This window comes from Nocardia sp. NPDC051900 (assembly GCF_044452545.1).
In the GTDB taxonomy this organism is placed as follows: Bacteria; Actinomycetota; Actinomycetes; order Mycobacteriales; family Mycobacteriaceae; genus Nocardia; species Nocardia sichangensis.
This window is the reverse complement of the sequence record NZ_JBITBU010000010.1, coordinates 304,474-331,383: the sequence shown is the minus strand read 5'-3', so window position 1 is coordinate 331,383 and position 26,910 is coordinate 304,474. Positions and strand designations below refer to the sequence as shown.

Annotated in this window: 21 protein-coding genes and 1 pseudogene; 15 read left to right on the top strand and 7 right to left on the bottom strand. The window is 68.3% G+C overall.

All coding sequences use genetic code 11. The features are described from left to right. Window positions 1–110 precede the first annotated feature (110 nt). Both ACIA5H_RS19845 and ACIA5H_RS19840 read left to right on the top strand, forming a co-directional pair. Window positions 111–1,085 carry a glycosyltransferase gene (locus tag ACIA5H_RS19845; RefSeq protein ID WP_379249906.1) on the top strand — a complete coding sequence of 325 codons (975 nt, stop codon included), beginning with the start codon at window positions 111–113 and terminating at the stop codon, window positions 1,083–1,085. Further along, complete coding sequence (locus ACIA5H_RS19840; protein WP_397077014.1) at window positions 1,082–2,674, top strand: DUF2142 domain-containing protein; 1,593 nt, start codon at window positions 1,082–1,084, stop codon at window positions 2,672–2,674. Before ACIA5H_RS19845 ends, ACIA5H_RS19840 begins: the two co-directional genes overlap by 4 nt. Before the next feature lie 31 nt (window positions 2,675–2,705). On the opposite strand, the gene rfbB is transcribed toward ACIA5H_RS19840, so the two are convergent. Further along, window positions 2,706–3,722, bottom strand: coding sequence for a dTDP-glucose 4,6-dehydratase (gene rfbB / locus ACIA5H_RS19835; protein ID WP_379249903.1), 1,017 nt, complete (start codon window positions 3,720–3,722; stop codon window positions 2,706–2,708). A 306-nt stretch (window positions 3,723–4,028) separates the two neighbouring features. Between rfbB and ACIA5H_RS19830 the strand changes: the two genes are divergently transcribed. After that, the gene (locus tag ACIA5H_RS19830; RefSeq protein ID WP_355073080.1) at window positions 4,029–4,736 is read left to right on the top strand and encodes a hypothetical protein; all 708 of its coding nucleotides are present in this window, start codon (window positions 4,029–4,031) and stop codon (window positions 4,734–4,736) included. 276 nt (window positions 4,737–5,012) lie between these two features. Here the strand turns inward: ACIA5H_RS19830 and ACIA5H_RS19825 are convergent, their stop codons facing one another. Further along, entirely contained in the window at window positions 5,013–6,002 is a 990-nt protein-coding gene (locus tag ACIA5H_RS19825) for an alpha/beta hydrolase (RefSeq protein ID WP_379249901.1), read from the bottom strand. A 224-nt stretch (window positions 6,003–6,226) separates the two neighbouring features. Here ACIA5H_RS19825 and rfbA point away from each other — a divergent pair, with 224 nt between their 5' ends. Together rfbA and ACIA5H_RS19815 are read left to right on the top strand one after the other, a co-directional pair. Further along, on the top strand, window positions 6,227–7,099 hold the full coding sequence (gene rfbA / locus ACIA5H_RS19820; RefSeq protein WP_355073084.1) for a glucose-1-phosphate thymidylyltransferase RfbA: 873 nt from the start codon (window positions 6,227–6,229) through the stop codon (window positions 7,097–7,099). A gap of 2 nt (window positions 7,100–7,101) precedes the next feature. Then, window positions 7,102–7,650, top strand: a complete 549-nt coding sequence (locus tag ACIA5H_RS19815; RefSeq protein WP_397077030.1) for a dTDP-4-dehydrorhamnose 3,5-epimerase family protein — start codon at window positions 7,102–7,104, stop codon at window positions 7,648–7,650. Between the two features lie 82 nt (window positions 7,651–7,732). Here ACIA5H_RS19815 and ACIA5H_RS19810 read toward each other — a convergent pair whose 3' ends face one another. After that, window positions 7,733–9,199 carry an MFS transporter gene (locus ACIA5H_RS19810; protein WP_397077013.1) on the bottom strand — a complete coding sequence of 489 codons (1,467 nt, stop codon included), beginning with the start codon at window positions 9,197–9,199 and terminating at the stop codon, window positions 7,733–7,735. A gap of 85 nt (window positions 9,200–9,284) precedes the next feature. Between ACIA5H_RS19810 and ACIA5H_RS19805 the strand changes: the two genes are divergently transcribed. Beyond that, window positions 9,285–9,713, top strand: coding sequence for a MarR family winged helix-turn-helix transcriptional regulator (locus tag ACIA5H_RS19805; protein WP_379249897.1), 429 nt, complete (start codon window positions 9,285–9,287; stop codon window positions 9,711–9,713). A gap of 23 nt (window positions 9,714–9,736) precedes the next feature. Here the strand turns inward: ACIA5H_RS19805 and ACIA5H_RS19800 are convergent, their stop codons facing one another. Both ACIA5H_RS19800 and ACIA5H_RS19795 read right to left on the bottom strand, forming a co-directional pair. After that, window positions 9,737–10,612, bottom strand: a complete 876-nt coding sequence (locus tag ACIA5H_RS19800) for a helix-turn-helix domain-containing protein (protein WP_379249896.1) — start codon at window positions 10,610–10,612, stop codon at window positions 9,737–9,739. 203 nt (window positions 10,613–10,815) lie between these two features. Beyond that, window positions 10,816–11,379, bottom strand: a complete 564-nt coding sequence (locus ACIA5H_RS19795; RefSeq protein ID WP_397077012.1) for a DUF4282 domain-containing protein — start codon at window positions 11,377–11,379, stop codon at window positions 10,816–10,818. A gap of 324 nt (window positions 11,380–11,703) precedes the next feature. Here ACIA5H_RS19795 and ACIA5H_RS19790 point away from each other — a divergent pair, with 324 nt between their 5' ends. From ACIA5H_RS19790 to ACIA5H_RS19780, 3 genes are all read left to right on the top strand, one after another. After that, window positions 11,704–12,222 carry a hypothetical protein gene (locus ACIA5H_RS19790; RefSeq protein ID WP_355073094.1) on the top strand — a complete coding sequence of 173 codons (519 nt, stop codon included), beginning with the start codon at window positions 11,704–11,706 and terminating at the stop codon, window positions 12,220–12,222. Between the two features lie 189 nt (window positions 12,223–12,411). Beyond that, a complete protein-coding gene (locus ACIA5H_RS19785; protein ID WP_379249894.1) occupies window positions 12,412–14,598 on the top strand; it encodes a molybdopterin-dependent oxidoreductase in 2,187 nt (728 codons plus the stop codon). A 232-nt stretch (window positions 14,599–14,830) separates the two neighbouring features. Continuing rightward, complete coding sequence (locus ACIA5H_RS19780; RefSeq protein ID WP_397077011.1) at window positions 14,831–15,463, top strand: pyridoxamine 5'-phosphate oxidase family protein; 633 nt, start codon at window positions 14,831–14,833, stop codon at window positions 15,461–15,463. Window positions 15,464–15,533: 70 nt separating this feature from the next. Here ACIA5H_RS19780 and ACIA5H_RS19775 read toward each other — a convergent pair whose 3' ends face one another. Then, window positions 15,534–15,974: a MarR family winged helix-turn-helix transcriptional regulator gene (locus ACIA5H_RS19775; RefSeq protein WP_397077010.1), complete on the bottom strand. Its 441-nt coding sequence runs from the start codon at window positions 15,972–15,974 to the stop codon at window positions 15,534–15,536. 222 nt (window positions 15,975–16,196) lie between these two features. On the opposite strand from ACIA5H_RS19775, the gene ACIA5H_RS19770 reads away from it, so the two are divergent. Beyond that, complete coding sequence (locus tag ACIA5H_RS19770) at window positions 16,197–16,412, top strand: hypothetical protein (protein ID WP_397077009.1); 216 nt, start codon at window positions 16,197–16,199, stop codon at window positions 16,410–16,412. A 96-nt stretch (window positions 16,413–16,508) separates the two neighbouring features. Here ACIA5H_RS19770 and ACIA5H_RS19765 read toward each other — a convergent pair whose 3' ends face one another. Beyond that, entirely contained in the window at window positions 16,509–16,964 is a 456-nt protein-coding gene (locus ACIA5H_RS19765) for a GtrA family protein (protein ID WP_355073107.1), read from the bottom strand. A 119-nt stretch (window positions 16,965–17,083) separates the two neighbouring features. On the opposite strand from ACIA5H_RS19765, the gene ACIA5H_RS19760 reads away from it, so the two are divergent. From ACIA5H_RS19760 to ACIA5H_RS19740, 5 genes and pseudogenes are all read left to right on the top strand, one after another. Then, window positions 17,084–18,571, top strand: coding sequence for an FAD-binding protein (locus ACIA5H_RS19760; RefSeq protein ID WP_397077008.1), 1,488 nt, complete (start codon window positions 17,084–17,086; stop codon window positions 18,569–18,571). After that, window positions 18,568–19,329 carry a decaprenylphospho-beta-D-erythro-pentofuranosid-2-ulose 2-reductase gene (locus tag ACIA5H_RS19755; RefSeq protein WP_355073111.1) on the top strand — a complete coding sequence of 254 codons (762 nt, stop codon included), beginning with the start codon at window positions 18,568–18,570 and terminating at the stop codon, window positions 19,327–19,329. Before ACIA5H_RS19760 ends, ACIA5H_RS19755 begins: the two co-directional genes overlap by 4 nt. Before the next feature lie 140 nt (window positions 19,330–19,469). After that, window positions 19,470–21,492, top strand: a pseudogene (locus ACIA5H_RS19750) (galactan 5-O-arabinofuranosyltransferase). Between the two features lie 102 nt (window positions 21,493–21,594). Beyond that, window positions 21,595–23,493, top strand: coding sequence for a glycosyl transferase (locus ACIA5H_RS19745; RefSeq protein ID WP_397077007.1), 1,899 nt, complete (start codon window positions 21,595–21,597; stop codon window positions 23,491–23,493). Window positions 23,494–23,504: 11 nt separating this feature from the next. After that, a complete protein-coding gene (locus tag ACIA5H_RS19740) occupies window positions 23,505–26,852 on the top strand; it encodes an arabinosyltransferase domain-containing protein (protein WP_397077006.1) in 3,348 nt (1,115 codons plus the stop codon). Window positions 26,853–26,910: the final 58 nt, after the last annotated feature.

The window sequence follows — 26,910 nt, the reverse complement described above, 5'->3', positions numbered from 1 at the left end:
CGGGGAAATTCCGCCTCCGCACACGGTGAGGTCGGCCACGCGCAAACTGTGAGTTCCCTGTACCCTCCCCGTGTTCCCACATTCACCACCGATCGCGAGGATTGACCCGGGTGGACTCCACCGAGCTCCGTATTGCCGCCGTGGTTCCGTGTCACAACGAAGAGGCCTCGGTCGCCAAGGTCGTGGCCGATCTGCAGGCCGCCGTGCCGGGAATCGTCGTCTACGTCTACGACAATCTGAGCACGGACAAAACCGCCGAGCGCGCACGCGAGGCCGGAGCGATCGTGCGCCACGAGCACACCAAGGGCAAGGGCAACGTGGTGCGCCGCGCCTTCGCCGACATCGAGGCGGACGTGTACTTGATGGTCGACGGCGACGACACCTATGAGGCGTCCGCCGCGCCGCTGATGATCAAGACGTTGCTCGACGGCCCCTACGACCATGTGCTCGGCGTGCGCAAGCAGGACGAGGGCGCCTCGGCCTACCGCGCGGGCCACGAGACCGGTAACAAGGTGCTCAACGGCGTGGTCGGGAAGGTGTTCGGCGAGAACGTCGAGGACATGCTCTCCGGTTTCCGGGTGTTCTCCCGCCGGTTCGTGAAGAGCTTTCCGGCGGTGTCTCGTGAATTCGAGATCGAAACCGAGCTCACGGTGCATTCCCTGCACCTGCGGGTGCCGCGGACGGCGGTGCCGGTCGGCTTCCGCGATCGTCCGGCGGGCAGCGAGAGCAAGCTGCGCACCTATCACGACGGATTCAAGATCCTCGCCCTGATCGTCGGGCTGGCCCGGCACGAGCGGCCGGTCGCGTTCTACGGCCTGTTCGGCACGCTGAGCTGGCTGGTCTCGATCGTCCTGACCATTCCGATCGTCGTCGAGTTCTACAACACCCACACGGTGCCGCGGTTCCCGACGCTGTTCCTCGCCTTCACGCTGCTGCTGCTCGGCAGCCTCGCCTGGACCGCGGGACTGATCCTCGACGGCATCCGGCGCTCCCGCCACGAGGCCGCGCGCCTGGTCTACCTGCGCTACACCGCGGTGGGCGCGGAGGACCCGCGCAGCGCGGGCAACGGCGGAGCCGGGCGTTGACGACCTCGGCGGATCGGGCCGCGACGCCGGAGGAGAATCTGGGCGAGCGTTCGGACACCGCGCCGCTACCCGCCACCGACACCGCCCCGCTACCGGCTGTGGACGCCGAGGCGGCGACCACCGGCACGGACCGGTCGGCGAAAGGTCTCGCGGAGCGAGTGGTGACGCGCCTGGGCGCGGCGACGATCGCCTTCACCCTGCTGGCGACGATCTTCGGTGCGCTGTTCACCGTTCTCACCCCGCCGTTCTGGGGTCATGACGAGATCACCCAGTTCGGTCGCGCCTACCAGGTCGCGCACGTCGGGTTCCTGCCGCAGCGGATCCACGACGATCGCGGCATCGCCTACGGCGGCGACGTCCCGTCCAGCATCACCGAGCTGATGGGCTACGCGCTGCGGGACTACTCCACCAACCCGGACGAGCCGGATCCCATGGTGGGCGACCCGGCCCGCTACGACCAACTGACCGGCGCCGCGGTCTCGGACGCCACCGAACCGGTGTGGTTCACCAATACCGCGGCTTACTCGCCGATCCCCTACATTCCGGCCGCTATCGGCATCCGCCTCGGCGAACTATTCGGGCTGAACGTGGGTGGCCTGCTCCTGCTCACCCGGTTCGCCGGACTGGTGGCCTATCTCGCTGTGGTCGGGTTCGGCCTGTACGCCTTGCGCGCGCACCGGGTGCAGTGGCTGGCGTTCACCGTCGCCGTGCTGCCGATCGCGGTGTTCCAGGCGGGCACGGTGACCGCCGACACCATGACCAACGCGCTGGCCATCTTGGTCTCCGCGCTGCTGGTGAAGGCCATCTTCCTCGGCATGCGACTGGGCCGGGTGGAGATCGGCGCGCTGCTGGCCGCGACGATCCTGCTGCCGGTGAGCAAGCCCACCTACGTGTTGCTCGCGCTGCTGGTCGCCCTGGTGCCCGCCGACCGATTCGGATTCAGCGGGTGGCGGCGCGGGATTCCGTGGGTGTTCGCCGCGGCGGGCGCGCTCGCGTTCGCGGTGTGGATGAAGATAGCGGCGCCGACCGGCGACGGCATGGGCCTGATGCGGCCGCCGCACCAGTGGCACTCGGTGCGTCCCGGTGACCAGCTCAGCGGCATCCTGCGCGATCCACCGGAGTTCGTGCACGTGTTCGGCGAGAGCATCGCCCTGCGCGACCAGCGCTGGTTCAGCCAGTTCTTCGGCGAACTCGGCTTCGCCTACGTCGACGTGCCCGCCATCGCCATGCTGGCCTGCCTGCTCGCGTTCGCGGTGAGCATCGGCATCGCGGAACGGATGACCGTCCCGGCCTTCCGCCGCACCCTGATCGTCGCGCTCACCATGGCCGCGAGCGTCGCGATGATCTACGTGACGCTGTACATGTCGTTCACGCCGGTCGGCTACTACATCATCGACGGCGTGCAGGGCCGCTATTTCGTGCCGCTGGCGATCGTGACGCTCGCGGTGCTGCTGCGCTGGATGCCGCTGCGGCTCACGGACTCCGCGGGGAAGACCCCGACCGTGGGCCCGGCCGTCACCGTGCTGGTGGCGACGAGCGTGGCGCTGATCGCGGCGGCGGCGAAGTACTACACCATCGTCTGGGGCTGAGCGGCGTCTCGGGTATCGCCCGGGGCGCCTTTCAGTCTCCCGCCGCGCTGAGAGTCCGCTCGCCCGCAGCGAGGTAGGCGTGCTCGGTGGCGGCCTTGTACGGGCGCCACCAGTTCTCGTTGTCCCGGTACCACTGAATCGTCGCGGCGAGTCCGGCGCGGAAGTCAGCGTAACGGGGGCGCCAATCGAGTTCGGAACGCAGCGACGTCGCGTCGATCGCGTAGCGCTGGTCGTGGCCGGGCCGGTCGGTCACGTGGTCGAAATCGTCGGGGTCGCGGCCGAACTCCGCGAGGATCATCTGCACCACGGACTTGTTGTCTAGTTCGCCGTCGGCGCCGATCAGGTAGGTCTGCCCGATCCGGCCCCGGCGCAGGATCTCCCACACGGCGCGGTTGTGGTCGTCGACGTGGATCCAGTCGCGTACCTGGTGTCCCGCCCCGTAGAGCCGGGGACGGACCCCATCGATCAGATTGGTGATCTGGCGCGGGATGAATTTCTCCACGTGCTGGTAGGGCCCGTAATTGTTACTGCAGTTGGAGATCGTGGCGCGTACGCCGAACGAGCGGGTCCACGCGCGCACCAGCAGATCGCTCGAGGCCTTGGTGGCCGAGTACGGGCTGGACGGGTTGTAGGGGGTGGTCTCGGTGAAGGCCGGATCGTCCGGGGCGAGGTCGCCGTAGACCTCGTCGGTCGACACGTGGTGATAGCGCACGTCGTGCCTGCGCACGGCCTGCAGCAGGGAATACGTGCCGACGATATTGGTCTGCACGAACGGCCACGGCTCGGCGAGAGAGTTGTCGTTGTGCGACTCCGCGGCGAAGTGCACCACCGCGTCCATGCCGCTGACCAGTTCGTCGACCAGGTCGAGATCGGCGATGTCGCCGTGCACGAACTCGATGCGATCGGCCACCGGGTCGAGCGAGGCTCGGTTCCCGGCATAGGTCAGGGCGTCGAGGACGGTGACGGCCGTATCCGGGTGGGCGGACACGGTCTGCTGGACGAAGTTCGCGCCGATGAATCCGGCGCCACCGGTGACGAGCAATCGCACCCCATGACTGTACGTGGGGCCCCGCCGCACCGGCGACGGACTCGAAACCCGGTGCGGCCAAACCGAACTCCAGGTTTTCGATCTGTGACATTCGTCTCATTGACTTCCCAACGATTGGAACTCTCAGATTGATATGGCACGGAAAAGCCCGGTCAGCGCCCCTATTTCCGCGACCCCACCAAGCCGTGGGTCTCGATGGTGAACAAAATTTGAATAAACAGTCACAAGGGGTTCACCACGCGTTAGCTGGTCTAGATTTTGCTCGTCTAGTCCCCTCCGAACGCTTCAATCGAGGTTCCAAACAAAATGCTGATGAGGAAATTCGCCGCGACGTCGGCACTGCTGATCGCCGCCCTCGGCGTCACCGCCGGCACCGTGAACGCGGCTCCGGCCGCCGAGGCCGATGACGCGGTGAACTTCACCGCTCACGCGACCGACACCCAGTCCATCATCACGACCGATGCCGGTTCCATGGTCGTCGAGGATGGCGTTTTCAAGGTCAAGGCGGCCAACGGCAACGTGCTGACCGGCATGCCGATGACCTTCCGGGTGGATGATTTCGAGTTCCCGATCGCTGCCGAGATCGCGGACCACACCGCCACCCTGACCCCGCAGTTCGACATGGCGCACGCGACCTACAAGCCCGTCGCCCTGCCGTTCGAGGACAAGGCGCCCTGGAAGTCCGAGTACGACCGTGAGCAGGCCGCCTTCAACCGCATGAAGGACACCATCTCGACCGGCGCGACCATCGGCACCCTGGTCGGCGGCATCGGCGGCGGCGCCGTCGGCTGCGTGCTCGGCGGCATCGCCGGCGCGACCGTCGCCTCGGCGGCCATCGTCGGCCTGTTCGGCGCGTTCATCCCGGCCGCGGCCATCGGCTGCCTCGGCGGCATCATCGCCGTCGGCGCGCTGGGCACCCTCGCGGGCCAGCTGCTGATCACCGCCCCGGTCGCCATCGGTGCCGCGATCCAGTACTTCACCACCATCAACCAGCCGTTCGTCGCCCCGAAGTAATTCCCCGCGACCGTACGGACAACTGAAAACGAATCGAAGCCCCCTCCGCGCTGTCCACGCGGACGGGGCTTCATTCATTGCCGCCGCGAACGAAAGTTAACTAATCCTGAACAAAAAGTGAAGCGCCAAGATTTCGACGTCGTGACCTCGGCTATCAAGGATAGATAACTTCGATTCGGAAATAATTTCGCCCGGAGCAGTGCACCACCCCTGCACAGACGCGAGCCCCGTCCCGTCTGATGCGGGGCGGGGCTCGCCTGGGCAGGGCCCGACCGGTTACGCCGTCCGAGCCCGCTGGTCCCCTTCGATCCTGGCCCGCACGAACCGCGCGACCCGCGCCAGCGCCGCCCTGCTCTCCGGCAGATTCGGCGCGATGCTCATGAAGGCGTGGACCTGGCCGCGCCACAACTCCAAGGCGTTCGGCACGCCCGCCGCGGTGAGCCGCTGCGCCATCAGTTCGGAATCGAAGCGCAGCACCTCGTCCTCGGCGGCGACCAGCAGCACGGGTGGAAGCGCGGACAGCGCCGCGTTGACCGGCGAGAGGCTCGGATCCAGCGTCCCGTCGACCTCCGCGCCGATGCGCACCACCGCTTCCAGCGCCGAGAGCGGGATATACGGATCGCGCGCGACGTTCACGTAGTCCCGCTTCGCCGCGTAGTCCAGGTCGAGCAGCGCGCTCAAGCCGACCAACCCGGCCGGTGCGGGCAGCCCCGACTCCAGTGCCAGCAGGGCGGTCGCGAAGGTGAGGTATCCGCCCGCCGAATCACCCGCGAAGATGATCCGCCCTGGATCCGCGCCATGGCGCAGCAGCCAGCGATAGGCCGCGAGGCAGTCCCCCACCGAATCGCTGATCCGCGTCCGGGGCAACTGGCGGTACTCGACGTTGATCACGGGCAGGCCGGTGCGGCGGGCCAGGCTCGCCGCGACCGGGCGATGACTACGGGTACTGCAGATCGCGAAGCCACCGCCGTGCATGTACAGCACCGCGCCGTGGCGCAACGCACGCGACGCACCGGCCGGGCGGATGATCTCCAGGCGGATGCCGTGCAGCGACACCTGCTCTCGATCGATCCCCTGCGGTCGAGGACGTAACCGCGCCAGCCCGTCGACGGTGGCCGCGCCGACCGGGATGGTCGTCCTCGTCACCGGAAAGGTTCGCAGCATCGGGCGGACCACGCCCATGCAAGTGGCCAGCAGCAGACGCGATTGCGCGCTGGGGCCCTTCGGATTCATCACCGCACCGGGCTCGCCGTCTCTGGTCGCCATCGCGCACCTACCTCACAACTGGCGCGCCGAATCACGACCGGACCGTGCCCAGCGAGCTGTCGGCGCTGACATCTCACACAGTGTCTTTTCAGAACACCATGCGCATCGTGACCTACGCAACAGAATCGCTCGAAGCCCGCCGCCGCGGAACGCCCGTAACCGAATCGAGGACTACTCGGAACCTCACCGAATCCCGGAGCCGCGAAACTGGCAGACTCCAAGGCATGCGCGGAATCATTCTGGCGGGCGGCACCGGCTCCCGGTTGCACCCGATCACGCGCGGGGTGAGCAAGCAGCTGGTCCCGGTCTACGACAAACCCATGGTCTACTACCCCCTTTCCACGCTGATGCTCGCGGGGATCAGGGACATCTTGGTGATCACCACGCCCGAGGACGCGGCGGCGTTCCGGCGGCTGCTGGGCGACGGCACGCAGTTCGGGCTGTCCCTGAGCTACGTGGTCCAGCCGGAGCCGGACGGCCTGGCCAGGGCCTTCGTCCTCGGCGCCGACCACATCGGCGGCGATTGCGCCGCACTGGTGCTCGGCGACAACATCTTTCACGGTCCCGGCCTCGGCACCAGCCTCAATCGCTTTCACGGAATCGACGGCGGCGCGGTGTTCGCCTACTGGGTGTCCGACCCGACCGCCTACGGCGTGGTGGAGTTCACCGAGGGACGGGCGGTGTCCATCGAGGAGAAGCCCAAGACGCCGCGGTCGAACTACGCCATTCCAGGGCTGTACTTCTACGACAACGATGTGGTGGAGATCGCCCGGTCGCTGCGTCCGTCCGCCCGTGGCGAGTACGAGATCACCGACATCAATCGCGCCTACCTGGAACAGGATCGTCTGAGCGTGGACGTGCTCGCCCGCGGTACCGCCTGGCTGGACACGGGTACCTTCGATTCCCTGCTCGACGCCGCCAATTACGTACGCACCATCGAGGAACGGCAGGGCCTCAAGATCGGCGTCCCCGAGGAGGTGGCCTGGCGGATGGGCTTCATCGATGACGAGCGGTTGTGCGCGCTGGCCGAGCCGCTGGTCCGCTCCGGCTACGGCCGCTACCTGCTCGATCTGCTCGAACGCGGACGGGACTGGTGAGCATGGAGTTCCGGGAACTCGCGGTGCCGGGCGCGTGGGTGATCACGCCGCGCCAGCACGGCGACAGTCGCGGCATGTTCCTCGAGGGGTTCAAGGCCTCGGAGTTCGAGAAGGTGACCGGGCGGCCGTTCGACCTGCGGCAGGTCAACTGCTCGGTGTCGGCCGCGGGGGTGCTGCGCGGGATCCACTACACCGAGGACCCGCCCGGACAGGCCAAGTACGTGACCTGCGTGCGCGGCGCCTTCCTCGACGTGGTCGTCGACCTGCGCCCCGGCTCGCCGACCTATGGCCGCTGGGACAGCGTGCTGCTCGACGACGTCGACCGGCGCTCGGTGTTCCTGTCCGAAGGGCTCGGCCACGCGATCCTCTCGCTGGAGGACGGCTCGACGGTCACGTATCTGTGCTCCCTGGAGTATCAGCCGGAGTTCGACCACGATATCGACGCGTTCGATCCCACGCTCGGCATCGAGTGGCCGCGGGTGGGGCGCGACGGCCGGGAACTCGCTTTCGTCCGCTCCGCGAAAGACACCGTGGCCCCGCCGTTCTCGTGAGCCGCATGAGGTGGCGGATATCGCCCGCGCCGAGCCGAGCGCTGCCACCCGATACGGGTGACAGCGCTCGGCAGCACGGCAGTCAGGCGACGAGTTCCAGTTCCTTCGCCTCGTCCGCCGCCTGCTCCCGGCCGCGGAATCGCGGCACGAAGGCCAGCAGGGCGACCAGCGCGCCGACGATGGACACGCCCGCGGCGAACTCCAGACCGGGACGGTAGGTGTCGAGCATCCCGGCGGCCGAGATGTCGGCGTGTGCGCCGGAGGCGATGATCGCCGTGGTCACCGCGAGCACGATGGCCGCGCCGACCTGCATGGACGTTTGCAGCACGCCTGCGGCGAGACCCTGCTCCTCGTCATCGATGCCGTTGGTGGCCTGGATGTTGATGGCGGGGAAGCCGACCCACCCGATGCCGATGAGCAGCACCGCGGGCAGCAGCATGGTCAGGTAGGAGGGTGCGGTGTCCAACCGCAGGAACAGCAGGTAACCGACGGCCATCACGGTCATGGTCACCGCGATCACCGGCCCGGTGCCGAAACGATCGACGAGTCGGTCGGAGAAGAAGGCCGACAGCACGACCAGCAGACCGACCGGCAGCAGCGCCATGGCCAGCTTCAGCGGAGACCAACCGAGAGTGTCCTGCATGTACAGGGTCACGATGAACTGCCAGCTGAAGTAGGAGCCCGCCACCGCCACGATCGCGAGACTGGCCCGGACCAGCGAGGACTTGCGCAGGATCCCGAGGCGCACCAGCGGGTAGCGCACCCGCTTCTCCACCGCGACGAATCCGGCGAACAGCGCGGCGACCGCGACGAACGAACCGATGGTGCGCGCGGACGCCCACCCGGCTTCCGGCGCGGCGACCACGGTGTAGACCAGCAGCAGCATGGCGCCGGTGGACAGCAGCGCCCCGAACAGGTCGTGTCCGCCTTCCTCGGCCGGCTTGTCCTTGGGCACCAGCACGTAGGCCGCGGCCAGCGCGGCGAGCGCGATCGGCACCGGGAGCAGGAACGTCCAGCGCCAGCCGACGCCGGTCATCAGACCGCCGAACAGCAGGCCCATGGAGTAGCCGCCCGCGCCGAACACCGTGTAGATGGACAACGCCTTGTTGCGGGCGGGTCCCTCGGCGAAGTTGGTGGTGATGATCGACAGGCCGGTCGGTGCGGTGAACGCGGCGGCGAGGCCCTTGACGAAGCGGGTGAGGATCAGCAGCGGACCGGAGCTGACCAGACCGCCTGCCAGCGAGGCGACCGCGAAGACGGCGAGCGCGATCAGGAAGACCTTGCGCCGCCCGAGCAGGTCGGCGGTGCGGCCGCCGAGCAGCAGCAGACCGCCGTACCCGAGGACGTAACCGCTGACCAGCCATTGCAGGGTCGAGGTGGACAGATCGAGTTCCGTGCCGATGGACGGCAGCGCGACGCCGATCATCGAGACGTCGAGACCGTCGAGGAACAACACGATGCACAGCGTGATCAGCATGCCCCAGAGCCGGGCTGACCATCTGGTCGGATCGCTCGCCTGAGCGGCCGAGAGCGTTGCTGGTGAAGTCATGCGGAGGACATTACATGCGCACGCATTAAATGCCAACACATTTAATGCAGTTGCATGGACATGCCGTGCCCACTAAGATGGGGCCATGTCGAAGCCGACCACCGTGAGCACAGCCCGGCGCGCCCCCGCGCCGGCCGGGCTGGTTGGAGAGTGGCGCGAGCTGCTCGACCGGCACGCGGCGGTGAGTTGTGCGCTCGAGAAAGCGCTTCAGAACGGTCATCACATCGGGCTCAGCGAATTCGAGACGCTGGACCGGCTGATCGACGCGAACTGTGGCGACTACCGGATGAGCGACCTCGCCAACGACATCTACCTCAGCCAGAGCGCGCTGTCGCGGGCCGTGGCACGGCTGGAGCGCGACGGCCTCGTTCAGCGCACCATGTGTGCGGAAGACCGCCGCGCCGTGTTCGTCTGCCTCACCGAGAAGGGCCGCGAGGTCTACGACCGGGCCCTGCCCACCCACCGGGCGGTATTGAGCGACACCTGGGAATTGCCGGGTCCGCCGAAGTGCTGATCAGCGCGGGCTGAAGCGTTTACTCAGAGCGCTTTCCGTGCGTCCTCGATGTGCGCACGCGCGTCGATCGTCGCCGCCTCGATGCTCGCGAACGCCGCTCGGAAGCGCGCGATCTCGTGCTCCTTGTCCACGTAGACGGGACCGGTGAACGTCTCCAGGTAGACCACCGGCGGTTCCGGCCGCTCGCCGGAACCCGCCTCGGCGAACTCCAACAGCACGAAACGACCCGACGCCATGCCGTCGTGATAGCCGCAATCCGCGGGCACCAGCCGGATCCGGACGTTCGGCAGCTGCGCCATCCGGAGCAGATGGTCGAGTTGCTCGGCGGTCACCGCCGGGCCGCCGATGCGCCGTCGCAGCACCGCCTCATCGATCAGCGCGTCCAGCCGCAGCGGCGCGTCAGCCCGGGTGACCAGGGTCTGCCGGGCCTGGCGCAAGCGCACCCGGCGGTCGATCTCGTGCGCGGCCAACTCCGGGTGCGCCGCCGTGCACAGCGCGCGGGTGTAGCCCTCGGTTTGCAGCAGGCCGGGTAGGAGTTCGTTCTCGTAGGTGGACAGCCTGGTGGCCGCCTCTTCCAGCCCGATATAGACGTCGAAGCCCTCCGCGATCACGTCGCCGTAGGTGGTCCACCAGCCCTTGGCCTTCGTGTCGCGCGCCAACGCGCGCAGCGGTTCGAGCAGGTCGGGCGGCGCGCCGTAGACCTTGCACATCGCCTCGACGTCGAGGCCGCGCAGCGAGGTCTGCCCGGTCTCGATCCGCCAGATCTTCGCCTCCGACCACTCCAACTGCTGCGCGGCCACCCGCGTGGTCATCCCGGCCCGGTTGCGCAGATCACGCAAATGCCTGCCGAGCTGCCGCCGCGGCATGGTCGATCCGGTCGTTCCCTGCGGTAAAGCCATGCTTCCCCCCTGTTCGCCCTACACCGCGCGCACCGTGAACCATCCTCGGTCTGCGACGCGGCACGCCCTCGGACACCCGAGGTGGATGCCGGGTATCCGAACAGCATTGTTCACAGTGAAGCTCGCAGCGGTCACGGCGCGTGTCCCAGCCAGGCCGGTGGCCCCTGCGAGTCAAACTACTTCCGCACGACGCGATTTCGTCCCTACCTGCGCGGGTTTCGCTTGCGGAAGCGCCAGAATTGCACCGCCCGAACGTCTTCGGACAGCTGGTTGACCGGCTCGGCCACGTCCGACAACGCCTGGAACAGGTCGTCGGCCAATTCGCTGATGTGCTCCACCCTGGTCGCCAGACGCGAGGCGTTCACCAGGAACTCGAGCATCAGGCGCACGGCGGCGGCGATGGTCAGGCCGAGCGGCACGCCCAGCACCGCGGCGAGCACGCCGAGCACCGCGGACACCCGCCACGCCGATACCGTCAACGTGATGGGCACGGCGAAGGCGAACACCAGTCCCAGGATGTAGGCCAGCGGTAAGAGAGTGCCGGTGGCCGGGCGGTGGAACTGCACGTCGAGCAGGGCGCGCGCAGCCGCGGCGCTCCACTGCGCGAACGCGCGCGGGCTGCGGAACGGCTCGGCGGGCTGCTCTTCGCCGGGAGCGGACCTGGAGAACCGCTCGGCCGCCGACTCTTTCCACGTGATCCAGCGCGATTCGGCCTCGTACTCGTCGGCGTCCGCGGCCGCGCCGGGTCCGTTGGCTTCGTCACTCATGCCGGGTCCTCCTTCGAGCCTGACGCTCATGCCGAGAATCCTCCCTGTCCGGGGCGGGGGGATCCAGCCGGAAACACACGCCCCCGGTATGTTTTCGCACCCGCAACACCCATCACGCCCACCCCACAGCGATCTCACAGCTCCGGCGCAGCGAGTGGCCAGGTCCACGGCCGAAAGTAGCTGCGTGGCAGGCATGGCGAGCCACCTCGGGATGCCCGGCGATACACGGACGAACCTTCCGGAAATGAGACGTAGGCGACACTCTGGAAATTCTTTCGGAGAACCCGTAACGCCCACGGCGTCCCCCGCCGATACGACCCATGAATGCAGGACCCAGAGATCTACCGGGGAATGGAGAAGACAGTGCGCACCACGTTTCCGACTTCCGTCACGGCGGCCGAGCTGACCGCCGCTGCGCAGGACTACAACCAGCGCGGGTGGACGGTCGCCGAAACGGCCAACGGTCTGAGCCTGATCACCGACGACGACCTGTCCGGCATCGAAGTCACCGGCGAACTGGCCGGCGAGGTCCGCCGCTTCCTGCGGGCGAACAACCTGTCGGGTGCGGTTATCGAGATCCCGGGCACGGAGCGTCGCGAGATTCACCTGGTCACGGGCGTCCGCAAGGCGGCGATGGCGCTCGAGGCGCTGCGCGAGGCCGGAGCGACCGTGTACACCGACGGCGCCGGCATCCCGCTGCCGCCCACCCACCTGTCGGCCGGTTCGGCTTGCTGGGGCGTCGCGCCCGGCGAGGCCCGCTGGGTTCCGCCGGTCGTCGCGATCGCCGCGGCCGTGCGCGCCGCCACCACGTCGCGCCGCGCCAAGCTGACCATCGCCTGCTGAGCAACGCACCCCTGAGCGAGTTCACCTGCTGATCGCGGGCCGGGGCCGCGCTACCCGGCCTGTTTGCGACCGGTATCCGTCCCGGCGCTCCGGATCCCCACCCCGGAGCGCTGCCGGGTACCGGTCGTTCGGCGTCGCCGATATCAAGCGTTCTCTTTTCAGTTCCACTGTCGAACGCAAAGATGGGGTATGGCCCCGATCACGCAATCGCGCAATCTGCTGCGGACCTGCCCGCTCTGTGAGGCGGTCTGCGGCCTGGAAATCACCCTGGATCCCGACGACCACGTGACCTCGGTCCGCGGCGACCGCAGTGACCCCTTCAGCAAAGGCTTCATCTGCCCGAAGGGAGCCAGCTTCGGGCATCTCGACGAGGACCAGGACCGGGTGACCGACCCGCTGATTCGTGACCGCGCTACCGGTGCCTGGCGCACCGTGACCTGGGACGAAGCCTTCGATTACATCGCCGAGCGGTTCCCCGCCGTCGTGGCCGAGCACGGAACACAGTCGGCAGCGGCCTACTTGGGCAATCCCAACGCGCACACCGTGGCGGGCACGCTGTACGTACCGGCGTTGCTACGCGCGCTGGGCACCAAGAACATCTACTCCGCCAGCACCGCCGATCAAATGCCCAAGCAGGTGGCCAGTGGGCTGATGTTCGGCGATCCGCTCACCGTGCCGGTGCCCGACCTCGACCGCACCGATTACCTGCTGATGCTGGGGGCCAATCCGCTGGAATCGAACGGTTCGCTGTGCACCGCACCGGATTTCCCGGGCAGGCTGAAGGCGCTGCGTGGCAGAGGCGGCCGCTTCGTGGTGGTCGATCCGCGGGTCACCCGCACCGCGAAACTCGCCGACGAGCACCTGTTCATCCGGCCGGGCAGCGATGCGTACCTGCTGTTCGGCATCGTGCACACGCTTTTCGCCGAGCAATTGACCGATCTGCGCGTCGAGGTGACCGGCCTGGACGAATTGCGCACCGCCGCCGCCACGTTCGACCCGGAGACGGTCGCGGCCCGCACCGGCGTACCGGCGTCCACGGTCGTGCGGCTCGCCCGTGAGCTCGCGGCGGCGCCGACCGCCGCGGTGTACGCCCGTATCGGCACGTGCACCGCCGAATTCGGCACCATCACGCAGTGGCTCGTCGACGCGATCAACGCGCTCACCGGCAACCTCGACTCTCCCGGCGGCGCGATGTTCGCCACCGCCGCGGCCGGCGGCATCCCCCGCACCAAGCCGTTCCGCGCCGGGCGCTGGACCAGTCGAGTCCGCGGGCTGCCCGAGGCGATGGGCGAGCTGCCCGTCGCGACGCTCGCCGACGAGATCACCACGCCGGGCGAAGGGCAGATCCGTGCCCTGGTGACGGTCGCGGGCAATCCGGTGCTGTCCGCGCCGAGCGGGGCGCGCCTGGACGAGGCGTTCGCCCAGCTCGAGTTCATGGTGAGCGTGGACCGGTACGTGAACGAGACCACCAGGCACGCGGATGTGATCTTGCCTCCCCCGCGTCCGACGCAATCCCCGCACTACGACTTCGCGCTGCTGCAATTCGCCGTGCGCAACTACACGCGCTACTCGCGCCCGCTGGTGCCGCTGGGTGACCGGCCTTCCGAACCCGCCGTCCTGGCTCGCCTCGCCGCCGCGCTGACCGGCAGGCCGCACGACGGCTCCGACGGAATCGATCCGCTCACCGCCGTGGACGAACTCGTCATCGCGGGGATGTTGCACAAGGCCGGTTTCCCCGAACGGCGCGGCGACCTGATCGGCGAGAACAGCACCGAGCAGCGCATCGACCTGATGCTGCGCCTCGGGCCGTACGGCGAATGGAACGGCGGCACACTCAATCTGCGAGTGCTGTTGGACAACCCGCACGGTATCGACCTGGGTCCGTTGCAGCCGCGCCTGCCGGGCGCGCTGCGTACGGCGAGCGGGCGGGTGGACCTGGCCCCGCAGCCGCTGCTCGACGACGTGGCACGGATGCGGGCGCGCCTGGCCGACGCCGCGCCGGAGATCGTGCTGATCGGACGGCGGCAGCTGCGGTCGAACAACAGCTGGATGCACAACATCTCGACGCTGGTGAGCGGATCGAATCGGTGCACATTGCATATCAATCCGGCCGATGTGGAGCGACTGGGGCTGGGTGACGAGGCGGTGGTGAAATCGGCCGCCGGAACGCTGACGGTCCCGCTGGAGCCGACCGAGGCCATCATGCCCGGGGTGGTCAGCCTGCCGCACGGGTGGGGCCACGCCGACAGCGCGCAGACCGTGGCCCGCACGCACGCGGGCGTCAATGCCAATGTGCTCACCGATGATTCGGTGGTCGACGCGCCCTCCGGCAACGCCGTGTTCAACGGCGTTCCGGTGACACTGACTCCGGCCTGACATCTCTCCAACCGATCCCGCAAATCCCGACCGGCCGGACATTATTCCGGCCGGTCGGCTTTTAGCGAACCGTCGGAAATACTTGCGCCGCAGCCGAATCAAGGGCATTCTCGACGGGGATTTCGACGTTTTGCCGCGTGGATCTCATCTAAAATGGACGCGATCTCGAGACGACCGCGGTTCAACGTCGAGCCTGGTGTAACCCGCATTCCGGCGACCGGAGGGGGCTGCGATGCCCGGTGGACACAGTGGCAGCGACGGAGAGCGTGAGCTGCAAGAACGGTACGGAACAGAAGATCGAGCACAGCGCTTCTACGACGATCAGGTGCTCGACCGGCTCAATCCGACGATGATAGATTTCATCGGCCGGATGGATATGGCGTTCATCGCCACAGCCGACGAACACGGCGAATGCGACTCGAGTTTCCGCGCCGGACTGCCCGGCTTCCTCCATGTGATAGACGACCGCACGATCGCCTATCCGGAATACCGCGGCAACGGCGTCATGGCGAGCCTCGGCAATATCCTGGAGAATCCGCACGTCGGGATTCTGCTCATCGATTTCGTGCACGACCTCATCGGACTGCACATCAACGGCTCGGCCCGCATCGTCTCCGACCCGGCACTTCGCACCACCGTGCCCGACCTGCCCGTCAACCACAAAGGCCGCGCCGCGGAGCAGTGGGTGGTGGTCGATGTGCAAGAGGCATACATCCACTGCCGCAAGCACATCCCGCACCTGATCCCCGCCCCGCGCGAACAACGCGAGTGGGGCACCGACAACATTCGCGCCAAAGGCGGCGACTACTTCGGGGCGAAGGCGGAGAAACGTGAGCTGGCCGACACGATGATCAGCGGCTCCTGAAGGGCGTGGCGCGGCGGATCACCGGCTGCGGCGAGATGTGCCGGGCGCCGCCAGCGGTGGACCAGGCCCGTCAACCTCGCTGATGGTGCGCGAGCAGGCGGGTGAGCAGGCGGGTCAGTTCGTTTCTGTCCTCGGCCGACAGCGGTCCGAGCAGGTCGTCTTGCACCTTCTCGAGCGCTTGATCCATGCGCCGCAGTTGCCCTTTGCCCGCCTCGGTGAGGGTCACGATATTGCGCCTTCGGTCGTCCGGGTCCGGCGTCCGCTCGACGAAACCCTGGCCGGCCAGTTCGTTGATCGCCGCCACCACGTCGCTGCGGTCCATGTTGCACCGGCGCCCGAGCTCAGCCTGGCTCGCCGCCCCGAACTCGTCCAGCGCGGCCAGAATGCGGTAGTGGTACCCACGCGCACCCACCTCGCCGAAGCTGTCGGACGCCAACCGGTGGGCATGCACGGCCAACTGGGTGACCAGCCAACTCGGCTTCGCGACCAGGCGCGCGGGTGTCTCCTCCACAACAGCCACCATACATCGTTGGGATTGCCAATCAATCAGGCTGCCCGCGAGCGGCGCGTCATCGAGACCTCCCTCGGGCAATGCCGCAGCCGTGTGCCTGGACGACAGCGGTTTAATTGCTTGGTGCGCAACATACTTCGTAACGTCGGGGTGATTGCTGCCGATCAGTCGGTTGCGCGGCCTTACGAGCCGCCATCCAGAACCACGGAAAGAGGCCACCTGATGAAGAAGCTTGTCGTCGTCACCGCCGTGATCGCAGGACTCGTCGTTCCGGTGGGCTCGGCCGCCGCGGAACCTGTCGCCGCACCTGTCTCCACACCCGTCGCCACGATCTCGGTCGTGACCCCGGTGGGTTCCTGGTCGGAGGATCTGTTCTGCGCCGTCATCAAATTCCTGAAGGGCGGCTGGGCAGGCCGTCCCACCGACTGCTCGTTCTGACCGGCTGAGCGCGATTCCTCTCTCGACTGGTCCCCGACGAAGTGAATCGTCTGGTCGGCGCCTTCCTGGCCGACCACGCCGCCACGAGCGGATAACTCAGCGGAGCTTGAAGATCACCAAGCGTTGGACGATGAAGTTGATGACGGTCGCGGTGCCCTGGGCGACGACGAAGGCAAGCGGCTGGCGCCACCACTCGTCGGCCAGCGAGAAGTACAGCAGGTTGTTGATGCCGACCTGCACCGCGAAGGTCACCGCGTAGAGAACGACCACCGCGAGGAAGCGGATGCGGCTGGGCGGAGCCTGGAAGGTCCAGCGGCGGTTGATCAGGTATGCCGTTGTGGTGCCCGCCACGAAGCTGATCGACTTGGCGACGCCGACCGGGAGACCGACCAGGTTCAGCAGCAGGCTGTAGAGCCCGTAGTCGACGACGGCCGAGAACCCGCCGGTGAGAGTGAACCGGATGATCTGCGTCTTGAGGTCGACCTCGGTGCCGCCGGGCTCGTCGACCAGGGGCAACTCGGCCGGAAGCGGCAGTTGGGGTTCGGCTTGCACGCCGACGAGCGTAGCGCCGGACCGGGTCGGGCACTCATTACGGTTCTAAACCGACGTGTTCGTCACTACCCATGGGTAGAGCGACCGCGTCCCCATCTGCCGTCATACCTGTAGCCTCTATGCCGATGTCCACGAAAGCTCCGACCGCCACCAAGACAACCGGGAACGACAAAGGCGCCGGCGTCGCGAACGACGGCCCGGCCGCGGGCACCGCGTTCACTCTTCCGACGCGCACCCGCACGTTGACCGGGTGGGGTCGCACCGCACCCACCTCCTCCGAAGTGCTCTCGACCAGCGATCCCGAACTGATCGCCAAGGCAGTCGCCATGGTCGCCGAGGACAACGACGGCAAGCCCGCCCACCTGCGGCGCGGCGTGATCGCGCGCGGCCTCGGCCGCTCCTACGGCGACCACGCGCAGAACGCGGGCGGTCTCGTCGTCGACATGACCGCGCTGAACAACATCCACCGGATCGACCGCGACACCCGCATCGTGGACGTGGACGGCGGCGTCAGCCTGGACCAGCTCATGAAGGCCGCGCTGCCGTTCGGCCTCTGGGTCCCGGTGCTCCCCGGCACCCGCCAGGTGACCATCGGCGGCGCGATCGCCTCCGACATCCACGGCAAGAACCACCACAGCGAGGGCAGCTTCGGCAACCACGTGCGCTCGATCGATCTACTCACCGCCGACGGGCAGGTGCAGCACATCACGCCGAAGCGCAACGCCAAGCTGTTCTGGGCGACCGTCGGCGGCAACGGGCTCACCGGCATCATCCTGCGCGCCACCATCGAGATGGTGCCGACGGAGACGGCCTACTTCCTCAACGACGGCGTGAAGACCACGACCCTCGACGAGACCATCGCCGCGCACAGCGACGGCAGCGAGGCCGACTACACCTACTCGAGCGCCTGGTTCGACGTGATCAGCCCGCTGCCCAAGCTGGGCCGGGCCACCATCACCCGGGGCAGGCTGGCGAAGCTCGACGAGCTGCCCAAGCGGCTGCGCAGCAAGCCGCTGAAGTTCGACGCGCCGCAGCTGATGACCGTCCCGGACATCTTCCCGAACTGGACGATGAACAAGCTGACGCTGATGTCCATCGGCGAGGCCTACTACCGGATGGGCGGCAACTACACCGGCAAGGTGCAGAACCTGACGCAGTTCTACCACCCGCTGGACATGATCGCGGAGTGGAACCGCGGCTACGGCTCCAACGGCTTCCTCCAGTACCAGTTCGTGGTGCCGACCGAGGCGGTCGAGGAGTTCAAGCGGATCATCGTCGACATCCAGGCCTCCGGGCACTACTCGGCGCTGAACGTGTTCAAGCTGTTCGGCCCGGGCAACCAGGCCCCGCTGAGTTTCCCAATGCCGGGCTGGAACATCTGCGTCGACTTCCCGATCAAGCCCGGTCTCAACGAGCTGGTCGGCGAGCTGGACCGGCGCGTGCTGGAGTTCGGCGGGCGGCTGTACACCGCGAAGGATTCGCGGACCACCGCCGATACCTTCCACAAGATGTATCCCCGGATCGACGAGTGGATCAAGGTCCGCCGTAGCGTCGACCCCACAGGCGTTTTCATGTCCGATATGGCGAGAAGGCTGGAGCTGCAGTGATCAATGCCGTTGGTAACCCGCAGTCGATTCTGCTGCTGGGTGGCACGTCGGAGATCGGCTTGGCAATCTGCGCGGAGTACCTGAAGAAGGGGCCCGCGCGCATCACCCTGGCGGCGCTGCCCGGTGATCCGCTGCGCGAGGGCGCGGTCGCCCAGATGAAGGCCGCGGGCGCGAGCCAGGTCGAGGTCATCGACTTCGACGCGCTCGACACCGATGGGCACGCCAAGGTGATCGACGCCGCCTGGGACGCGGGCGACGTGGACGTCGCGATCGTCGCCTTCGCCCTCGACGGCGATCCCGAAGAGCTGTGGCAGAACCAGGCCAAGGCCGTGCGAGTCGCCCAGATCAACTACACCGCCGCGGTCTCCGTCGGCGTGCTGGTCGGCGAGAAGATGAAGGCGCAGGGCTTCGGCCGGATCATCGCGATGTCCTCCGTCGCCGGTGAACGGGTGCGCCGCTCGAACTTCGTCTACGGATCGACCAAGGCCGGTCTGGACGGCTTCTACCTCGGGCTCGGCGAAGCGCTGCGGCCGCACGGCCCGCGTGTACTGGTGATCCGGCCCGGCATGGTGCGGACCCAGTTCTCCGCGCACGTCAAAGAGGCTCCGCTCACCGTCGACAAGGAAGACGTCGCGGCGCTGGCGGTCGCGGCATCGCAGCGGGGGAAGGAACTGGTCTGGGCGCCGGGAACCTTCCGCTACGTGATGATGGTGCTGCGGCACATCCCGCGCTCGATCTTCCGCAGACTGCCGATCTGATCGGCGACCGAACTCGGACATGGTGCCCGCGTGATCAGTGATCGCGCGGGCACCTATCGTCTGACGGAGTGACCCTGTGAACCCGGAGGCGCCATGCGAGTAATCCAGTGCGACGAGCGCGGAGCGGTCCGTTGAGCACGGTGACCGCGGCGGACGAAGCGCCGCCGCGTCCCGTCGATCCGACCCCCGCGCCGGGGCGCGGGTCACTCGTGGCACGGCAGATCGCGGCCGGCGTCGGCGAGGCCGCGCTCGCCGCGGTGGTCGCCGCCGTGGTGGCCGTCGTCGGGCTCGTCGCGTTCTCGCTGGTGCAGTGGCCCGCGTTCAACTCCTCCAACGTGACGCGGGCGCTGACCACGGTCGGGCAGGTCGGCGCTGCGGTCGTGCTCGCGGTCGCGATCGCGCTGCTGCGGCTGCGCAAGTGGCCCTGGATCGCGAAACTGCTGTCCTGGGTGGGTCTTTCGACGTTCGTCACGTTCACGCTCGGCATGCCGCTGGCGGCGACGAAGCTGTATCTGTTCGGCGTCTCGGTGGATCAGGAGTTCCGCACCGAGTTCCTCACCCGGCTCACCGATTCCGCCGCGCTGCGCGACATGACGTACGCGGATCTGCCGTCGTTCTACCCCGCGGGCTGGTTCTGGATCGGCGGGCGGGTGGCGAATCTGCTCGGGATGGACGGCTGGGAAGTATTCAAGCCGTACGCGATCACTTTCCTCGCCGTGGCCGCGGTGGTCGCGCTGGTGTTGTGGTCGAAGCTGATCCGCGCGGACTGGGCGGTGGGCGTCGCGGCGGCGAGCACGGCGGTCACCCTGGCCTACGCCGCCCCCGAGGCCTACAGCGCCGTCATCGTGCTGCTGCTGCCGCCCGCGCTGGTGCTCGCCTGGGGGGCGCTGTATCGCCCGCTGGAGGGCGTGACGGAGGAGCATCGCACGGCCGGTGGCTGGGGCGCGGTCGTCGGCACCGGGCTGTTCCTCGGCTGGGCGGCCACGTTCTACACCCTCTACTTCCTCGTGGCGGCCTTCGCGGTGGCCCTGATGGGTCTGGTGGCGGCCTTCCTCGCGGTGGGGGGGGGGCGCGCCGCCGCCCCCCCCCCCCCCCCCCCCCCCCGCGGCGACCGGGCCGACCCGTCCCGCGTGGCGCGCGGCGGCGCCGCCGCTGGTGCGGCTCGTGGTGATCGCGGTGATCGCCGGGCTGTTCGCGCTCGTCGTGTGGGCGCCGTACCTGGCGAAGGCGCTGCGCAGCGCGACGGCGAGCTCCGGGACCGCCCAGCACTATCTGCCCGAAGCGGGAGCGGAACTGCCGTTGCCGATGTTCCAGTTCTCCCTGCTCGGGGCGTTGTGCCTGGTCGGCATCATCTGGCTGGTGCTGCGCGGCGCGTCGTCGCGACGGGCGCAGGCGCTGGGCATCGGGGTGGCGGCGATCTACCTGTGGGCGCTGCTGTCCATGGCCGCGACCGCGGCGGGCACCACGTTGCTGTCGTTCCGTCTGGAGCCGGTGCTGTTGGTGCTGCTGTCGGTCGCGGGCGCGTTCGGGTTCGTGGAGGGCGCGCGGGCGATCTACCAGGCGTTGAACGAGCCCGCCCGGTTCCGGCTGGTGGCGATCGTCGTCGCGACGATCGGCGCGTTGGCGTTCGCCCAAGACATCCCGCACGTGCTGACTCCGGAGATCACGACTGCCTACACAGACACCGACGGAGACGGAAAGCGAGCCGACAAACGGCCTGTGTCGGCCGTGTCTTTCTATGACGAAGTGGATGCGGCGCTCACCGCGCAGACCGGGCGGCCACGCTCGGACACGGTGGTACTCACCGCCGACACCAGCTTCCTGTCCTTCTATCCCTACTTCGGCTTCCAGGCGCTCACCTCCCACTACGCCAACCCGCTCGCCGACTTCGCGGGCCGGGCGGCGACCATCGAGAGCTGGAGCAAGCTGAAGACGCCGCAGGAATTGATCGACGCGCTCGCGGCGAGCCCGTGGCGCGCACCGGACGCGTTCCTGTTCCGGCGCAGCGGCGACACCTACACACTGCGGCTGGCCAAGGACGTCTACCCGAACGACCCGAACGTGGCGCGCTATTCGGTGAGCTTCCCCAAGGAACTGTTCGCCGACCCGCGTTTCACCACCACCGACATCGGACCGTTCACGCTGGTCACCGTCCACCGCTGAAATCGCGGCGGTTGAACTCGCGCGCAGTGGATACCCCTCTCGTTTGTCGGTCCACGCACAGCGTGGTTGCAACGGAGGGCGCTGGCGAGGAGTGATGCGCAGGTGACACAGGCACAAGACGCCGAGACCGACCTACCGGCGGAATCGGCGACGGTCGCGATCGCGACGAAAGAGGCGACGGCGACCGGAGTGCTCACCACTCCCGCGCGTACCCGGCGGCTGCCCCGACTTCCGCTCGCCGATCTGCTCGTATGCGCCGGTTACCTGGCGCTGGCAGCGACGGTGCTGTCGGGCCAGTGGCGCGATACCGACAACGGATACCTGATCAAGAGCGGTCAGGACCAGACGATGTGGGAGTGGTTCTTCGCCGTCACCGCGCACTCGGTGGCCGCCCTGCACAACCCGCTCGGTACCGATCTGCAGAATTTCCCGGCCGGGGTGAACATGATGGCCAACACGGCCATGTTCGGTGTCGGCGTGCCGCTGACACCGGTCACCTTGCTTTTCGGGCCGACCGTCACGTTCGTACTCGTGCTCACCCTCGGTCTGGCCGGAACGGCGTTCGCGTGGTATCGCCTATTCGTCCGCGAGCTCGTCCGGTCCCGGGTCGCGGCGGTGATCGGCGGACTGTTCTGCGGATTCGCGCCCGGAATGATCTCGCACGCCAACGCCCACCCGAATTTCGTCGTGCTGCTGTTGCTTCCGATCATCGCGGGCCTGCTGATCCGGATGGCGCGGCGAGCGGCCGCGGCGGAACGGGAACGGCCGGGCGGGCGGGTACGGGATGCCGCCGTTCTCGGACTTCTGGTCGCGACGCAGATCGCGCTCGGCGAGGAACCGCTGTTGATCTTCGCCCTCGCGTTCGGCCTGTTCGGGATCGTGTATTACGCGCATGCTCCGCGCACCGCGCTGCGCGTGACGCGAGCGGTCGCCCCGACTTTCGCGCTGGCCGCGGTTATCACGTTGGCACTCGCCGAGATTCCGCTGTGGTGGCAATTCTTCGGCCCGCAGAGCTATCGATCGATCGACCACGGCCCGATGGGCAACGACCTCGAAGCGCTGGTGCAGTTCCCGTCCGAATCGCTGGGCGGCGTGTTCGCGCCCGGCGCGAACGTGGCGATCAATCCGACCGAGCAGAACGCGTACTTCGGCTGGCCGCTGCTGCTGTTGGTCGTGTTCACGGTGGGAATGCTGTGGCGCGACCGCGTGGTGCGGGCCGCGGGCGTGGTGATCGCGGTCTTCGGCCTGCTGTCGCTGGGCGCGGTCGCCACGATCGGTAAACAGCCGACCGGCGTCGACCTGCCGTGGCGCTGGGCCGAACATGTTCCGCTGCTGAACACCGTGCTGGAGAGCAGGATGAGCATGGCCGCGATCCCGGCCATCGCGGTGGTGCTCGCGCTGGCCAGCGACCGCGCGGTGGGGACATGGACGCAATCGGCAGTGGACTGGAAGCCGCTGGCCTGGTTCGCGGCGCTCACCGGTGCGCTGCTGCCGCTGATCCCGACCATCCTGCCGGTGGTCGAGCGACCGCCGACACCGGACTTCTTCGCCGACGGCGCCGTCCGCCGTTACGTCGGCGACGGATCGGTGGTCCTGGTGCCGCCGCCCCGGCCACCCGACGCACGGGCGCTACGTTGGCAGGCCGACGCGGGTTTCACCTTCCCGCTGGCGGGCGGCTACTTCGTCGGCCCTACCGGTGCCGGCAAGAAAGGCATCTACGGTCCCGAGGCCCGTCCGACCACCGCTCTGCTGGTACAGGCCCAGGACAGTGGAGTCGTACCGCCGATCGACGCGGGCGTGCGTACCCGTGCGACGGACGATCTACGGTTCTGGCAAGCCGACGTCTTGGTGCTGCCCGCGACGAAGAACGGCGAAGTGTTGCGGGAGACCGTGACCCAGCTGCTCGGATTCACGCCGACGCGGGTCGAGGACGTCTGGCTGTGGGACGTTCATTCGCTGCGCGCGTCGGGGGCAGTCGGCATCACACCGGGCGGTAGCTAGCATCAACCACCGTGCGACCGGACCGATCTTCTCCAGCGTTCACCCGTATCCGCTTGATCGCCCTCCTCTCCGGGCTTCTCGGATTCCTGCTGGCCTTGCTGACCCCGCTGCTGCCGGTGCGGCAGGATCGGGCGAGCCTGGACTGGCCCGAGTCCGGCGTCGGGAGCGTGGCGGCGCCGCTGGTGTCCTACGAGCCGCTGCGGTTCAGTGCGACGCTGCCCTGCTCGATGACCGGAGAGCTCGGATCGGGCGGCACGCTGCTGTCCACCGCCCCCGTGGCCTCCGGGCGGGCGGCTACCAAGGGCCTGGTGGTCTCGGTCGCCGACGGCGTCCTCTCGGTGGTGCAACGCGACATCCCGCTGTTGTCCGCGCCGCTGGCCGAGGTCGGGTCCTGCGCGACGATCCGCATCGAGTCGACCGCCGCCGCGACGACGGCTGAACTCACCGGCGTCACCCGGCGGGACGGCACGCCGTTCCAGTCCACGGTCGGCCGGGACATCCGGCCGCAGCTGGTGGGCGTGTTCACCGATCTGAAGGCCGATCGGCTCGCCGGAGCGCAGGTGCACGCGGACATCGACTCGCGTTTCTCCTCCACGCCGACGCCGCTGAAGCTGGCCGCAATGATCGCCGCCGCGGTGTTCACGCTGATCGCACTCGTCGCACTGCATCTGCTGGACACCGCCGACGGGCGCCGACCGCGCCGGTTCCTGCCCGCGCACTGGTGGCGGGTCACCCCCGCGGACGGCGTCGTGCTCGGCACGCTGGCGCTGTGGCACGTCATCGGGGCGAACACCTCCGACGACGGCTACATCTTGAACATGGCGCGCGTCTCCGGGCACGCGGGCTACATGGCGAACTACTACCGGTGGTTCGCGGTCCCCGAGGCCCCGTTCGGGTGGTCGTACGAGGTGCTGGCGTGGATGTCGCGGATCTCCGACGCCAGTCTCTGGATGCGACTGCCCACGCTGCTGGCGGGCGTGATCTGCTGGCTGGTGATCAGCCGCGAGGTGCTGCCCCGCCTCGGCGCGCGGGTGCGCCGCAACAAAGTGGCGCTGTGGACGGCGGGCCTGGTCTTCCTCGCGTTCTGGCTGCCCTACGACAACGGCCTGCGCCCCGAACCGCTGATCGCGGCGGGCGCGCTGCTGACTTGGTGCTCGATCGAGCGCGCCATCGCGACCGGACGGCTGCTGCCCGCCGCGGTGGCCGTCCTGATCGCCGCGTTCTCCCTCGCGGCGGGCCCCACCGGCCTGATCTGCATCGCGGCGCTGATCGCCGGTTCACGGCCGGTGCTGCTGATCATCATCAAGCGCGCTCGCGGCGCCGTCCCGGCCCGGACCGGGCCCGACGCCGACGCGGCCGCCGCCGGTTCCGCCGAAGCCGCGGCCGCGGTGAACGCCCCCGCGAAGGTGCGCGAGCCGTCCCGGGCGGGCGCGGTGTTCCGGTTCGCCGCGCTGGTCGCCCCCGGCCTCGCCGCGGGCACGCTGGTGCTGGTGGTGATCTTCGCCGACCAGACCTTGGCGACGGTGCTGGAAGCCACCCGGGTGCGCACGATCGTCGGCCCGAACGTCGCGTGGTTCGACGAGCGCACCCGCTGGGACTCGTTGCTCATGCTCTCGCCGGACGGTTCGCTGGCGCGGCGGTTCGGCGTGCTGGTGATGCTGCTGTGCCTGCTCGTGTGCGTGCTGCAAGTTCTGCGCAAGGGCCGGATTCCGGGCACCTCGCGCGGCCCCTCGGTGCGCATTCTCGGCATCGTGTTCGCATCGCTGTTCCTGATGATGTTCACCCCCACCAAATGGACGCACCACTTCGGCGTGTACGCCGGACTGGCCGGATCGCTGGCCGCGCTCGCGGCGGTCGCGGTGGGCACCACCGGTATTCGCTCGCCGCGCAACCGCGCGTTGTTCGCCGCCGCCGTGCTCTTCCTGCTCGCCGTGACGTTCACCGGCTCGAACGGGTGGTGGTACGTGTCCAGCTACGGTGTCCCGTGGTGGGACAAGGCGCCGTTGGTCGCGGGCAAGGGGCTGTCCACGTTGTTCCTCGGGCTCAGTGTCCTCGCGCTGCTGGTCGCGATATGGCAGCACTATCGCGAGCCGTACCGGCGTGAGCGGCCCGGAGCGCCACGGCGATTCGACCGGTGGGCCTCCGCGCCGCTGACCGTCGCCGCCGCGCTGCTCGTGATCTTCGAGGTCGCCTCGCTCGCCAAGGCCGCTGCCACGCAGTACCCCGCGTACTCGATCACCAAGTCGAATGTGCAATCGGTCGGCGGGGATTCGTGCGCGCTGGCCAACGAAGTGCTCGTCGAGACCGACACCGCCGATTCGCTGCTGCAGCCCTTCACAGGATCGCCTGCGGACGGCTTGGCCGCGCAGAACAAAGGATTCACCCCGAACGGGGTGGCACGTGACCTCACCGCGGACGCGGAGGAGACGGTCACCGGCGGCGCGAACTCCGTGGACAAGGATTCGGAGAACAAGACCACCAACACCACCGGCGCGGGCACCGGCGGCGGCACCACCGAGCAGGCGGGCATCAACGGCAGCACCGTCGCGCTGCCGTTCGGTCTCGACCCGGCGAGAACCCCGGTGCTGGGCAGCTACCAGGAGGGCGAGCAACAGCAGGCGAAGCTGACCACCCAGTGGTACCGGCTCGACCTGACCGACAGCATGCGCAACGACCCCGCCTACCAGGTGCTCGCGATCACAGCGGCGGGCCGGATCCGCTCGGTGGACGCCGACGGTGTGCTCACCTACGGACAGGAACTGCACCTGGAGTACGGCGTACGTGGCGCGGACGGCGAGGTGCGCACGCTCGGCTCGATCGATCCGCTGGACATCGGCCCAGCGCCGTCCTGGCGCAACCTGCGGGTGCCGCTGGACCGGCTGCCGGCGGAAGTGAACGCGGTGCGGCTGGTCGCGATCGACAACGACATCACGCCCAAGCAGTGGCTGGCCGTCACCCCGCCCCGGCTGCCCAAGCTGGCCACGCTGAATTCCGTGGTCGGATCGCAGGCTCCCGTGCTACTCGACTGGCACGTCGGCCTCGCCTTCCCGTGCCAGCGGCCGTTCGACCACAAGGACGGCGTGGGCGAGATTCCGCAGTGGCGCATTCTGCCCGACCGGGTCGGCTCCGACGCCTCGAACGCCTGGCAAGACGACATCGGCGGCGGCCCACTCGGCTGGACCGGCCTGCTGCTGAAATCCCAAACCGTCCCCGCATACCTCGACCGCGACTGGGCTCGCGACTGGGGCTCCCTCGAACGCTTCACCCCCTACGACCCCACCGCCATTCCTGCCCCCATCACCACCACAACCCGAACCCGCACCGGCCTCTCCACCGACGACCCCATCCGCATCCGCTGACTCCGCGAGTGGCACATGGTGGAGCGGGCTTCTCGCGATTCGCCGCAGCCGTGTGCCA

What these genes read in the sequence shown, in the direction of transcription:
- ACIA5H_RS19800 (WP_379249896.1), bottom strand. Translation starts at nt 10,612, where the DNA reads ATGGCTTTACCGCAGGGAACGACCGGATCGACCATGCCGCGGCGGCAG.
- ACIA5H_RS19780 (WP_397077011.1), top strand. Translation starts at nt 14,831, where the DNA reads ATGCCCGGTGGACACAGTGGCAGCGACGGAGAGCGTGAGCTGCAAGAA.
- ACIA5H_RS19770 (WP_397077009.1), top strand. Translation starts at nt 16,197, where the DNA reads ATGAAGAAGCTTGTCGTCGTCACCGCCGTGATCGCAGGACTCGTCGTT.
- ACIA5H_RS19805 (WP_379249897.1), top strand. Translation starts at nt 9,285, where the DNA reads ATGTCGAAGCCGACCACCGTGAGCACAGCCCGGCGCGCCCCCGCGCCG.
- ACIA5H_RS19825 (WP_379249901.1), bottom strand. Translation starts at nt 6,002, where the DNA reads ATGGCGACCAGAGACGGCGAGCCCGGTGCGGTGATGAATCCGAAGGGC.
- ACIA5H_RS19795 (WP_397077012.1), bottom strand. Translation starts at nt 11,379, where the DNA reads ATGAGTGACGAAGCCAACGGACCCGGCGCGGCCGCGGACGCCGACGAG.
- ACIA5H_RS19760 (WP_397077008.1), top strand. Translation starts at nt 17,084, where the DNA reads ATGCCGATGTCCACGAAAGCTCCGACCGCCACCAAGACAACCGGGAAC.
- ACIA5H_RS19810 (WP_397077013.1), bottom strand. Translation starts at nt 9,199, where the DNA reads ATGACTTCACCAGCAACGCTCTCGGCCGCTCAGGCGAGCGATCCGACC.
- ACIA5H_RS19790 (WP_355073094.1), top strand. Translation starts at nt 11,704, where the DNA reads ATGCAGGACCCAGAGATCTACCGGGGAATGGAGAAGACAGTGCGCACC.
- ACIA5H_RS19785 (WP_379249894.1), top strand. Translation starts at nt 12,412, where the DNA reads ATGGCCCCGATCACGCAATCGCGCAATCTGCTGCGGACCTGCCCGCTC.
- ACIA5H_RS19830 (WP_355073080.1), top strand. Translation starts at nt 4,029, where the DNA reads ATGCTGATGAGGAAATTCGCCGCGACGTCGGCACTGCTGATCGCCGCC.
- ACIA5H_RS19815 (WP_397077030.1), top strand. Translation starts at nt 7,102, where the DNA reads ATGGAGTTCCGGGAACTCGCGGTGCCGGGCGCGTGGGTGATCACGCCG.
- rfbA (WP_355073084.1), top strand. Translation starts at nt 6,227, where the DNA reads ATGCGCGGAATCATTCTGGCGGGCGGCACCGGCTCCCGGTTGCACCCG.